The sequence below is a fragment of the Companilactobacillus furfuricola genome, from assembly GCF_003946325.1.
GTDB classification, from domain to species: Bacteria; Bacillota; Bacilli; order Lactobacillales; family Lactobacillaceae; genus Companilactobacillus; species Companilactobacillus furfuricola.
This window is the reverse complement of sequence record NZ_RHNT01000001.1, coordinates 86939-100021: the sequence shown is the minus strand read 5'-3', so window position 1 is coordinate 100021 and position 13083 is coordinate 86939. Positions and strand designations below refer to the sequence as shown.

Sequence of the window (13083 nt, the reverse complement as noted above, 5' to 3'; positions counted from 1 at the left end):
TAATAACTCAATTATCATTGGAAAGCGAAAACATTTATTTCAATATTGATATTTTTGCATAAAAAAAAGAGGCTCGTCAGCCTCTTTTTGTGTTTCATTAAATATTAAAGTGAACGTGAAGCACCCTTGTATACAACACCACGTCTTGAATCAACAGTAATTGTTTCATTATCTGTGATTGACTTAGTAGCGTCTGCAGCACCAACAACAACAGGTAGACCCATTGCGATACCAACAACAGCTGCGTGTGAAGTTAGACCACCGTTTTCAACAACAACGGCACTAGCTTTTTCAAGAGCTGGTAAGTAATCCTTGTCTGTTGTTTCTGTTACAAGAATATCTCCTTCTTCGACCTTCTTGTTAGCTTCATTTGCTGAGTGAGCAACAACTGCTTTACCAACAACTGATTCTTCGCCAACACCTTGGCCCTTAACTAGTTGTGAACCGATCAATTGAACCTTCATAACGTTTGTAGCACCTGATTCACCAACAGGAACACCAGCAACGATAAGGATCAAGTCGCCTTCTTTAGCAAATCCTAGTTCTTGAGCTTTGTTTGCTGCCAAGTCGAACATTTCATCAGTACTTTGTGGCTTTTCAGTAACGATAGGATCTACACCCCAGTTAACTGTTAATCCACGTTGTGTCTTTTCGTCAAATGTGATAGCTAAGATATCAGCACTTGGACGGTATTTTGAGATCATACGTGCAGTATAACCTGAAGCAGTTGCAGTAACGATTGTGCTGATATTTAATTCTTCAGCAGTTCTAACAACTGATTCACCGATTGATTCTGTAACGTTTGAACCTTTGTATTCTTCGAAACGTTGGATAGCTAATTGGTTCTTTTCATCCAATTGTTTTTCTGTACGTTCGTCAATGTTAGCCATTGCAGCAACAGATTCAACTGGGTAATCACCATTAGCACTTTCACCAGAAAGCATTGTTGCATCTGTACCATCAAGAACAGAGTTAGCAACGTCAGTAACTTCGGCACGTGTAGGACGTGGGTTTTCTTGCATTGAATCAAGCATTTGTGTAGCTGTGATAACTGGTTTACCTAAAGCATTACACTTCTTGATCAAATCTTTTTGTACGAAAGGTACGTTTTCAAATGGAATCTCAACACCCATGTCACCACGAGCAATCATCAAACCATCTGAAACTTGCATGATTGAATCGATGTTGTCGATACCTTCTTGTGATTCGATCTTAGGGAAGATTTGAACATATTCGCAATGTTTTTCTTCAAGAATTTCACGAATATCAAGAACGTCTTGGGCTTTACGAACGAATGAAGCTGAAATGAAGTTGATTCCGTTGTCACAACCAAAACGAATATCTGAAGCATCTTTTTCAGTGATACCTGGTAGGCGGATCTCAACACCAGGTGCGTTAACACCTTTTCTTGAGCCGATCATACCTTCGTTTTGAACTTCTGTAACTAATTCACGATGTTCGTCGTCTTTTTCTGTGATCTTCAAGTCAACAAGACCATCATCGATCAATACGTGACCACCAACATGTGTATCATCATATAGTCCTGGGTAAGTAACAGCGATCTTTTCAGGGTTACCTGTAAGTGAATCATCCATTGAAATACGGATAACGTCACCGATCTTAGCTTCAAACTTGCCACCTTCTTGAGGTGTTGTACGGATCTCAGCACCCTTAGTATCAAGAACGATACCAACAGTCTTACCTGTGATCTTTTCTGCTTCGTGAACCATCTTCATACGTGAAAGGTGTTCTTCGTGATCACCGTGTGAGAAGTTGAAACGGAAAATGTTTGCGCCAGCTTCGATCAATTTTGTAATTGTTTCAACGTCGTTACTAGCAGGTCCAAGTGTACTTACAATTTTTGTTCTTTTCATTAGAATCCTCTTTCCAATTATTATTAGATGAAATATTTAATTACTTTATCTACTCAATGACTTGTTCAAATCATATAAATCAAGATCAGGTTTGTGCTTACCGTCGAATAAATCAAGCATGTTATGGTATGTCAATTGGTTATTTTCGATACCAATAGCAACGCCACCCTTGCCATCTTCAAGCAAATCAACAGCATAAGCACCCATTTTACTTGCTAAGACACGATCTCTGGCAGTTGGTGAACCACCACGTTGAACGTGACCTAACACAGTTGCACGGGCTTGGAAATCACCATATTGATTAAGCTTGTCCATGAACTCATCAGCATGCATAACACCTTCAGCTAAAACAACTAGCATGTGTTTCTTGCCTTTTTCACGGCCACGTTTAATTCTATCAGCGATCTCTGAAACGTCAAATTCTCTTTCAGGAACGACGATTTCTTCAGCACCACCAGCAACACCGGCCCAAAGTGCGATATCTCCAGCACCACGACCCATTACTTCAATGACGAAAGTTCTTTCGTGAGAAGTAGCTGTATCTCTGATCTTATCGATCGATTCAATAACTGTCGAAACAGCTGTATCAAAACCGATAGTAAAGTCTGTATATGGAATATCATTGTCGATAGTTCCAGGTAAACCAACTGCATTATAACCGTGCTCAGTTAAACGCAAGGCACCATGGTAAGAACCGTCACCACCGATAACAACTAACGCATCAATTCCGAATTTCTTAAGTTGTTCGATACCCTTAAGTTGACCTTCTTCTTTGGCGAATTCTGGATATCTTGCTGAATACAAGAAAGTTCCACCACGTTGAATACGGTCAGATACGTCTGAAGCAGTTAAAGGAAAAATATCTCCAGCAACTAATCCAGCATATCCATAATTGATACCAAACACTTCTAAGCCCTTATCTAGAGCTCTACGTGTGACTGCTCTAATAGCAGCGTTCATGCCAGGGGCGTCTCCACCACTGGTCAATATACCAATACGCTTCATTTATTCACACTCCAAATTTATTTGATTCTAAAACAAAACCTTATAAAATATAACATTTTTTTCACATTCTTTGTAGCATTGAAAACGTTTTAAACAAAAATTAGTTACCTTTTTTAAGAAAAACGTTCTTTTGCCCCAAAAATTGGATCAATTTTGCCTGAATTTCCTTATTAAAATCGATCCAGCGATTATTTTTTAATAAAACTGCCCGTTTCTTGGTTTCCCGATAAACAATGACTGGAACTTTACCACGTGATGTCTCGATCAGATTATACAAATCCGTTAGTTTCTGCGGACTATCTAATTGCTTTGGGACTTTAAGGTATAAGACTTGATCCGGTAATGTACGAAGATATTGTTTAGGATCATTTACCCGATCAGCAATAACTTCTAGATCACCGCGCCGGCCAACATTAGGCTTTCCGACGACCACCTTGATCTGGTTCATCAAATCTAAATCTTGGATCTGACTAAAGAGTTGAGGAAAGATCGTGACCGAGATAGATCCTGTTTCATCCTCCAAAGTAGCAAAAGCCATCTGCTGTCCTTTTTTAGTACGGATAACTCGCATGTTTCTGATCAGACCGATCATATAAAGATTTTGACCAAGGTGTTGGTCAAGTTGATTGATTTTAGTCGTGCTCAAATTCAGCAACTTTTGGCGGATCTTCTCGACCGGATGTCCGGAGACGTAAATTCCAAGAAATTCCTTTTCCTGGTTAAGTTTCTCCGTCAATGTATAATCATCAACTTCATGCTTTTTCGGCTCCAAGGTATCAAACAACGAAATACTATTACCCGCCAGTTTGATGCTATCGACTAGATCTCTTACGTCCAACAAAGTTTCTTTACGATTGCGATTGAATTGATCAAATGCTCCAGTAAAAACTAATGGCTCAATATAATCTGCCTTGACAAAACGGGTGTCGATCCGCTGCAAAAAATTCAAGATACTATTGAATTGCCCTTTTTGGCTCCGCTCATTGATGATCGCTTGTGAGAAATCACGACGCATCCCTTTGATACTCAAAAAGCCAAAACGAATACTTGAATCTTCAACTTGAAATTCATAGCCACTCAAATTAAGATCAACATTTAAAATCTTGATCTGACGATCCTTAGCTGCCTGAATGTAGTTGGCCGTCTTCGTCTCATTATTCAAATTGGAATTCATCAAACAAGTAAAAAACACACTGGGAAAATGTACTTTAATGTAAGCTAGCCAAAAAGCGATCATCGAATAAGCCACTGAATGTGACTTATTAAAGCCATAATTACCAAAAGTTTCAATATAATCGTACACATTTTCAGCTGCTTGCCGATCATGCCCTAATTTAACTGCACCTTCGACAAACTTTTGATGGTTTTCGTTCATCAATTTTTCATTTTTCTTGCTGATCGCCCGACGTAATAAGTCCGCATCAGCCAATGAGAATCCAGCCATCTTTGATGATGCCTGCATGACTTGCTCTTGATATACTAAGACTCCATAAGTTGGCTTAAGAATCTCTTCCAGAGAAGGGTCAGGATATTCAACCGGTTCATCACCATGCTTACGTTTGATAAAGATATCGATATTTTGCATTGGTCCTGGACGATACAAGGCATTTGTTGCCACGATATCATTAAATGCGGTGGGTTTTAATCTACGTAAAACACTCTTGATACCATCAGATTCAAATTGAAAAACTCCATCCGTGTCTGCCCGCTGAAATAGCTGTAACGTTGGCTGGTCATCCAAAGGGATCTGCTCCGGATGAAAATTCTTGCCTGTCATATTCGAGATCATCTGGATCGACTTATCGAGGATGGTCAAATTCTTCAACCCTAAAAAGTCCATCTTCAAAAGTCCTAGGTTTTCAACGTTATTCTTCGTTTGCTGCGTTAAATTGATCCCGTCATCTTCCAATTGAACAGCGACGATTTCCGTCATCGGTTTCTTACTGAGGACGATCCCAGCAGCATGAGTCGAATAATGTCTCGGGATCCCCTCGATCTGTTTGGCGATCTCAAAAATCAGTTTATTCTCTTTCGACTCATTTATCAATTGACGCAAGGATTCGGATTCATCAAATGAAGCTTTTAGAGTGACATTTAGTACTTTGGGAATTGCATTTGACCACTTCGATAATTGAAAAGTTGACTGTCCAAAAGTTCTGGCAATATCTCGAAGAGCCATCTTAGCACCTAATGTTCCAAAAGTAATGATCTGCGCCATGTGGTCAGCTCCATACTTGTCATGCATGTATTGCACCATTTCGTCCCTACGGTCGTCAGGTAAGTCCAAGTCGATATCTGGCATATTTACCCGTTGAGGATTCAAAAAGCGCTCAAACAGCAAATCATACTTGATTGGGTCAACTTGCGTGATGCCTAACGTGTAAGAAACTAAAGAACCAGCAGCTGATCCTCTTCCGGGGCCAGTTTTGATATCAACGTCATGAGCATGCTTGATCACATCCCAAACGATCAAAAAGTAATCAGAAAAGCCCATTTCATCGATAACATTTAATTCGTAAGTTAGACGATCGACATATTGCTGCGAAACTTGACCATTCATTCTTTTTGCCAAGCCTCTCGTAGCCAATTGTTTCAAGAAACTAGCCGAAGAAATGTTATTGGGCGTCTGAAACTCTGGTAACTCGGTTGACTTAAACTCAATCTTAACATTGCAAAGGTCAGCAATTTTATCAGCGTTTTGGATCGGTTCATCCAAGTCATAATTATCAAACTCAGCGGCCACTTCTTCTGGAGGTCGTAAATACAGTTGCCCTGACTGATCAGAAGCTTCAATGTCGATCTTCTCGCCAGTTCTAATGTGGTTCAAAACCTGGTACGGCAAGACATCATCCGGCGCCAAATAACGTACATCGTTAACAGAAACTAAGGGAGTAGTGGTCTCTTTTGCAACTCGACGGATCCTAGCGACATTTGCAATTTGTTTCGAAAATAAATTGATCCCTAGATAGAGGGAATCGGCGTCTAGTAAATGCTTGATATTTTGAACAAACCCAACGCCAAATTCTTCATTTAACAATTCAGCATCATCGCCTGGGGTAATTACGAAAAGATCGTGCAAATAATCAGTTAGATCTGCAAGTTTAAGATGATCCTTGCTTGATAAAACTAACGATGAGATTTTGATCAAATGATGATAACCTAAATCTGATTTAGCCAACAAGATCAAGGGATAGACCGACTCGTCATCCATTAATCCTAAGGTATGGATCGTTATTCCGATGATCGGCTTGACCCCTACTTTGCGACAGTAAGTATAAAAATCGATAGATCCATACAAATTGTCGTTATCTGTCAAAGCCAATGAAGAATAGCCTAATTGCTTGGCACGATCCACTAGTTCATAAAGTTTAATGGGACTTTGCAGTAAACTATAACTGCTCATAACTTGTAATTGTGTTTGCAATATGAGGCCCCCTTCAGTTAAAATTATAACAAAATTAATTCAAAGTTTATTGGGCAAAGTCTTAATTTATGCTAAACTATCATAGAAAGCGAGATGGACAAAATGAAATATATAGCAGCTATATTCTGGGCAATTGTCTTAGGTCAAGTTGCTGGTTTCATTGGTGGAGCTTTAAACCAACAAACCTACAATTTCCAAATGACATTGATTGTTTCAATCGTATTTGCCGTAATATTTATGATCGTGCCACTAATGTTAAAAGATAACAGTAAAGATGTACAAAAAAAGGATGCTTAAAATCGAACGATTTTAAACATCCTTTTTTATTTTGGTCAAAATAAAAAGCCAAGAACACGGCTTTCATTATTCTTTTGTTACATATACATAAAAGTCTTCACTCGACAAATTGATATCAAATTTCACGCCATGCGACTTGATCGGTTTTAAATTAGTCTTATTGCCATCTTTAGCGTTCTTGAGCTGTTTTTGCAAATTAGACATAACCTTTTTCCCGTTAGCTTCAGTTAAATTAGAGATCGAATATAATGTCTGTCCAAAGCTTTTGATGCCATCTTTCGTCTTAAATGATGTCAAAGAATCTTGAATGGCGATCCCCATTAAGGCTGAATTTTGCACATTAAAATGAAGAATGGTGTTCTCATTCTTCTTATAATTAAATATCCCATTTTGGGCTACCAATGGAATTTGATCCGTCGGCTGTCCAGCTAACAAAGTAAAATAATTATACATTTGAGCGAATTGAGTATAATCAGCTAGACGCTTAGCTTTCTTGATCGTGACGATCTTCGTTGCTGACTCGTTCCCGTCAGAAGCTACGATTTTAACATCTTGGTTCCGATCAGAAACCGGGATCGACAAAGCAAACTCATGATTGTGCATTTTGATATTATGCTTTTGCCCATTTAGCGTGTAAACCAACTTAGTAGCTTTAGTAGCTTTCCCTTTGATCACGGCGACTAAGCCAGATGCTTGATATTGGTCCTTAGTAGTTGTTAAAGATAGTTTTGAACAACCACTCAGCACCATGAAGAAAATTGGAATCAGTAAAATCAGAAAGTATTTTATCTTTTTCATAGTAATTCCCCATTAATTTATACAAAAAAAGCCAAGCCATATAGACTCGACTTCTTTAATTAAGCTTGTGCATCATTTTTAGTATCGACAACTTTGTTGCCTTTGTACATACCTGATGGTGAAACGTGGTGACTCAAACGATATTCACCTGTTGATACGTCAAATTGCATGTTAGGAACATTCAACTTGATATGTCCACGTCTTTGACGCTTCTTTTGTTTTGATGTTTTTCTTGCTGGTACTGCCATATTTAAAAAGCTCCTTTATATTTATATTACTTAATCAAATCTAACGTTTAATATAATACTATCATAATACCGTTACGGCAAGCAAAAATCTAATTTTGTTTGTTTTTTGTTTGATTATCTTTCAAGGCATTCGCTATTTGGTTATCATTTGAAATCTTAACATTAGATAATTCCTTCTTAGCTGAACGAGTCAACTTCTGATCGTCTTTTTTCTTTGAACCAGTATTTGCTAACAAAACTGTGATCAAAGCTCCTAATAACAAGGTCACGATGATCAAGACGATCAACGGTAATTTAACACGTGTAAATCCAAAACTGATCGTTACTGGATCAATATTCAAAATAGCAAAAATTACCACGATCAAAGCAATGATCAGACCTATAACAAATCTCCATTGTCTTTTCTTATCCATAATGAAAATCCCCTATTTTCGATTTCCTAGCGTCCCTGCTAAATAGTCTCCCACACTTGGTGCCATTTTGTAAAGCACACTGGCTAATTCCATGTAACGTGGTCGATTGATCTCGCGTTTCTTTTTGTTGAAAGTTGAGACGATATCACTCGCAAGTTTTTCAGGATCGATAATGAATCGTTTCACTGAATTGATATAGCTTCCCGTGTGATCAGCAATATCAAAAAAGTTGGTTGCAACTGGTCCTGGATTAACAGTCGTGACTAAGACATTGAATGGTTTGAGTTCGAGTCTTAAACCATCTGAAAAGCCAATAACAGCAGCCTTAGTAGCTGAATAAGCAGCCGACTTAGGTGTTGTGATCTTTCCTGCCATTGAACCGATATTGAAAATGTGTCCTGAGCCATTCTCGATCATTTTACTAGCAACTAGTCTAGTCATCAACATCAAGCCAAGCACATTTACCCGAAACATCTTTTCGACAGTCGAAAAGTCAGTATCTAAATAATTTGAAAAATCTCCAAAACCGGCTGCATTGACTAAAACGTCAACTTTTTCGAAATTATCGTAGACTGTTTCTACACCTTGTTCGATAGCTTCTGGATCACTCATATCGATGGATAAATAAAAATGGTTCGAATACTCACTTCCCACGGCAACGCATTCCTGCTTGACTTTTGCTAGCTTTTCAGTGTTCCTAGCGACCAAAATCAAATTTGCTCCGGCTGATGCAGCCTGAATGGCAACATCCTTACCAATACCGGAAGAAGCTCCAGTGACTAAAACTGTTTTTTCTAATAAATTAACCATGACAAATCCTCATTTCTGTGATTAGTTGAATGGCACCTCATAAATATCAAAATCATTGACGACTCGACTATTGTCAAAAATCTTTCTAGCTTCATTTTGCAAGGCTAAGGCCGACTTTCCCGTATAACGAGCGGAAATGTGAGTCAGTAATAAACCTTTGGCATGACACTTCTTCGCCACTCGAGCAGCTTGAGAAGCAGTTGAGTGGAAATAATTATAAGCCATCTTCTTCTCTTCTTCAGAAAAAGTTGACTCATGAACGATCACATCAGCGTGATCGACTAATTTATCGATTTCTGGCGTATATCTAGTATCGGAGATCACAGCAACCGTTTTTCCTGGCTTGTCAGGACCGATAAAGTCCGCACCATTAAGTTTTGTACCATCTTCCAAGGTAACTTCTTGGCCAGCTTTGAGCTTGCCGTAGATCGGTCCGTTAGGAATATGATACTGTTTCAATTTATCGACCAACAATTCACCAGTCCGCGGTTTCTCCACGATCCGATAGCCAAAACAAGTGATCCGATGCTCAAGTTTTCCAGCATAGACTGAGAAAGTCTTGTCATTAAAAATTTCTCCACCGTTTTTCATTTCGATATATTTGATCTTGTAACCTAATTTTGTACCTGTCACTGCCAAAGATGTCTCAACAAAGCTTTTTAGGCCTACGGGACCATATAGTTCCAACGGACTTTCTCCGCCTTGATTAGCACGACTAGACAATAAACCAGGTAAACCAAAAATATGATCTCCGTGCAAATGCGTGATAAAAATCTTTGTGATCTTTCTTGGCCGAATTGTCGTTTGTAGTATTTGATGTTGCGTTGCTTCACCGACGTCAAATAGCCAAACTTCATTTCGTTCATCAAGTAATTTCAAAGCTGTACTTGAAACGTTTCTTCCTTTGGAAGGAACTCCAGCTCCTGTTCCTAAAAATTCTAATTCCATAAAAAAATCCTATCTATTATTTATCTAAGTCGGCCAATATCTCTTTGACTACAAATGAAGAATAATACATTGAACCATCCGGATTTGGATGAACTTGGTCATCATAGAACCAATCAGGATGTCCTTTAGCATAACCATTCCAGTCAATGACTGAAAGGTTCTTATACTTCTTCTGTGATTTCGCCAAGAGCTCATTAACTGGTTTTTCCCATGGCTTAGTTGGTACGAAAACATTGATCCAGAAGACATGTGTCTTCGGTCCAACTAACTTCATAACTTCGTCCAATTGCTCATCAGTGAAAGGTCCATTAGTTCCCAGTCCTACTAAGACGTTAGGAGCTAAGACGCCTTGATCTTTGTATTGACGTAAAATATCAACACTAGCCGACAGTTGACGGCTAACTTCAGCATTGATGACCACTTTGTCATCACTAAACAGCTTATTAAAGTTGTCCAAGCCATCAGCCATGACGGAATCTCCGACACCGGTAAGTTTGAGATCTTTTAGGCGTTGAAGATCAAATTGAGAAAGTCCATACTTCTCAAATTCTTCATTGACTGGATGAGTCTTAGCCAATTTCTTATATTTAGCTTTTTGCTCAGAAGTGAGTTCACCAGTACTACCCTTATCTTTGTTCTTCTTAAGATTCTCGATAGCTTTCTTGTTGCGCTTATCATTTTTCTTAGTATTCTTATTGATCGTCTTAGCCAACTTACTATTATTAGCATCTGGTTTTGGTGCTGACGTAGCTTTGACGACCCCATAGCCACCAGTAGCTACGATCAAGGCAATGACGATCGCCAAAACGCGGCTAGTAGCTGTTGATGAGGTGAAGAAACGTTTAACATCTTGCCAACTAGCTTTGGCAAGTGGTCTTTCAACGAAACGATAAGAAAATTCAGTAATAAGGAAAATCAAGATCACTTCAATGACTGGATAGAGGACCGGATGATCAGCGATATTCTTGAATTTTGATTCAAAGAAAATCATTACTGGAAATTGATACAAATAAAGGCCATAACTTCTAGCTCCAATATAATGGAAAAGCTTATTAGATAATAGCTTATCCCAAATAGCACTTGGATGAGCAATCACTGCAATAAAGATACTTGTGACCACAGAGAAAATAAACATACCGCCACGATACAAGAAGGCAGATGAATCCTTGACTGTAAAAATCATGAATACCATCAAAGCAAACGACAGTAAGCCAATAATATTCAATATAGCCTTATCACCCTTCATAACGCCAACCTTCAGTTTCTCAGCTGGCCAAATGATAGCTAATCCACAACCTAACAAGATGGAGAACAATCTAGTATCGGTTCCGTAATAAACACGACTAGGATCAACACCAGGTTGATATAAAATAGCCATCCAAATAGCTGAGATAACTGACACGATCATTGCAAACCAAAAAATACGACTCTTCTTCATTCCTAGTTTGATGAAAAGTAATAAAAGCAAAGGCCAAACAATGTAGAATTGACCTTCGATCGATAAAGTCCACAAATGAGTAAATGGTGACTCATTGTTAGCAAATCTTTCAAAATATGATTGACCATTGAAAATTTGCCACCAATTGTAAACATTGAGGACGTTCGTTACAAAAATTTGATCCAAATGATAGAGCAAATTCTTCAGGAACAAGACAATGTATGCTCCTGATGCCAATAGAACGAATAACAATCCCGGATACAAGCGGCGGACACGTTTAATGTAAAAGTTACTCAAAGAAAATTTCTCACCCGCATCGACGGTGTTAAAGAAATGATCTGTGATCAAATAACCTGAAATTAAGAAAAAGATAGGTACACCCAAGTACCCACCAGAAAAGACAGTTGGATTCAAATGGTACATAATGACGCCAATTACACCTAATGTCCGTAGTCCATCAAATCCACCAATGAATCTTCTTTTTGGTGATTTATTCATAATATAATTACCCCTAAATAACTAAATAAACTCGAAAGTAAAGTCGAGTATCGTGACAGAATCTCCTGTTTGAGCGCCAGCATCGATCAAGGCTTCTTCGATGCCCATACCCTTAAGCTTTCTAGCAAATCTCATAATTCCATCTTGATGATCCAAATTACTGATTTGTAGAAGTCTCTCAACTTCGTCACCAGTAACTTCAAAGTCATGTTCACCAGTCCGGTGTACCTTAAACTTATCAGCCTTAGGTTGATAATTATACTCAACGGTTTCATCGCTTTGAACATCAAAATGAATTGGTGCTGTCTTGGACAATACTTCACTAGTGTGATCAAGTAATGCTTTGATCCCGATATGTTGAATACTAGAAATAGCAAAAATATCACTATCCTCAGGTAACTTTTGCTCAAATTCAGCTAATCTTTCATCAGCACCTGAAACATCTAATTTAGTAGGAACGATTATTTCTGGCCGACTTAAAATATTCTCATCGTAAGTCCCTAGTTCTTTACGGATCGCCAAGTAATCAGTGTATGGATCTCGACCGTTTTCTGGATCCATATCTACTAGATGCAAAATAACTCGAGTTCTCTCTACGTGCCGTAAAAATTGGATTCCTAATCCAACTCCATTGGAAGCTCCTTCGATCAATCCTGGAAGATCAGCAATAACGAAGTCATTACCATTATCTAGTTTAACCATTCCTAAGTTAGGATTTAACGTTGTGAAACGATATGCAGCAATTTTAGGCTTAGCTGAAGTTGCAACTGACAATAGCGTTGATTTACCAACAGAAGGAAAACCAACAAGACCGACATCAGCAATCAATCTTAATTCTAAGCGGATTTGTTTTTCTTGTCCTGGTTCACCATTTTCGGCGATCTCAGGAGCACGATTCTTGGAATTGGCAAAGTGAATGTTTCCACGTCCACCTTTTCCACCTTTTGCAACAACTAATTCTTGCTTATTATCAACCAAGTCTCCGATCAATTGACCAGTTTCTTCGTCAAATACTGCGGTACCAGTCGGTACAGCAATATAAACAGGATCAGCTTTACGTCCATACATCCCTTTGATCTGACCATTTTGACCAGGATCAGCCTTAAAGATACGTTTGTATCTAAAGTCCATTAAAGTATTCATGCCTTCATCAGCACGTAAGATAATGTCACCGCCGCGGCCTCCATCGCCACCAGCAGGTCCACCAAGGGGAACATATTTTTCATGTCGAAAAGCGACCGAACCGTCGCCACCTTTACCGGAACGAACGGTAATTTTTACATTATCAACAAACATCTGACCCCTCCTTTCTACCTATTGTTATTAATTT

The 13083-nt window shown here is 38.7% G+C and carries 11 protein-coding genes; 1 reads left to right on the top strand and 10 read right to left on the bottom strand.

What is annotated here, in order from left to right:
* Positions 1-104 precede the first annotated feature (104 nt).
* From pyk to dnaE, 3 genes are all read right to left on the bottom strand, one after another.
* Positions 105-1874 carry a pyruvate kinase gene (gene pyk / locus EKM78_RS00445; RefSeq protein WP_125767877.1) on the bottom strand — a complete coding sequence of 590 codons (1770 nt, stop codon included), beginning with the start codon at positions 1872-1874 and terminating at the stop codon, positions 105-107.
* Positions 1875-1919: 45 nt separating this feature from the next.
* Positions 1920-2879 carry a 6-phosphofructokinase gene (pfkA, locus tag EKM78_RS00440; RefSeq protein WP_125767875.1) on the bottom strand — a complete coding sequence of 320 codons (960 nt, stop codon included), beginning with the start codon at positions 2877-2879 and terminating at the stop codon, positions 1920-1922.
* Between the two features lie 100 nt (positions 2880-2979).
* Positions 2980-6303 (bottom strand): DNA polymerase III subunit alpha, encoded by a 3324-nt coding sequence (gene dnaE, locus EKM78_RS00435; RefSeq protein ID WP_125767873.1) that lies wholly within the window; start codon positions 6301-6303, stop codon positions 2980-2982.
* 102 nt (positions 6304-6405) lie between these two features.
* Here dnaE and EKM78_RS00430 point away from each other — a divergent pair, with 102 nt between their 5' ends.
* On the top strand, positions 6406-6600 hold the full coding sequence (locus EKM78_RS00430; RefSeq protein ID WP_125767871.1) for a YjzD family protein: 195 nt from the start codon (positions 6406-6408) through the stop codon (positions 6598-6600).
* Between the two features lie 66 nt (positions 6601-6666).
* Here EKM78_RS00430 and EKM78_RS00425 read toward each other — a convergent pair whose 3' ends face one another.
* The 7 genes from EKM78_RS00425 to obgE all read right to left on the bottom strand — a co-directional run bounded on the left by EKM78_RS00425 (position 6667) and on the right by obgE (position 13049).
* Positions 6667-7398 (bottom strand): hypothetical protein, encoded by a 732-nt coding sequence (locus tag EKM78_RS00425; protein ID WP_125767869.1) that lies wholly within the window; start codon positions 7396-7398, stop codon positions 6667-6669.
* Between the two features lie 59 nt (positions 7399-7457).
* On the bottom strand, positions 7458-7646 hold the full coding sequence (gene rpmF / locus EKM78_RS00420) for a 50S ribosomal protein L32 (RefSeq protein ID WP_125767867.1): 189 nt from the start codon (positions 7644-7646) through the stop codon (positions 7458-7460).
* 89 nt (positions 7647-7735) lie between these two features.
* The gene (locus tag EKM78_RS00415) at positions 7736-8059 is read right to left on the bottom strand and encodes a LapA family protein (RefSeq protein ID WP_164507117.1); all 324 of its coding nucleotides are present in this window, start codon (positions 8057-8059) and stop codon (positions 7736-7738) included.
* Positions 8060-8071: 12 nt separating this feature from the next.
* Complete coding sequence (locus tag EKM78_RS00410; protein ID WP_125767863.1) at positions 8072-8869, bottom strand: SDR family NAD(P)-dependent oxidoreductase; 798 nt, start codon at positions 8867-8869, stop codon at positions 8072-8074.
* A 21-nt stretch (positions 8870-8890) separates the two neighbouring features.
* Complete coding sequence (rnz, locus tag EKM78_RS00405; protein ID WP_125767861.1) at positions 8891-9817, bottom strand: ribonuclease Z; 927 nt, start codon at positions 9815-9817, stop codon at positions 8891-8893.
* A gap of 16 nt (positions 9818-9833) precedes the next feature.
* Positions 9834-11753, bottom strand: coding sequence for an acyltransferase family protein (locus EKM78_RS00400; RefSeq protein ID WP_125767859.1), 1920 nt, complete (start codon positions 11751-11753; stop codon positions 9834-9836).
* 21 nt (positions 11754-11774) lie between these two features.
* Entirely contained in the window at positions 11775-13049 is a 1275-nt protein-coding gene (gene obgE / locus EKM78_RS00395) for a GTPase ObgE (protein WP_125767857.1), read from the bottom strand.
* Positions 13050-13083 lie beyond the last annotated feature (34 nt).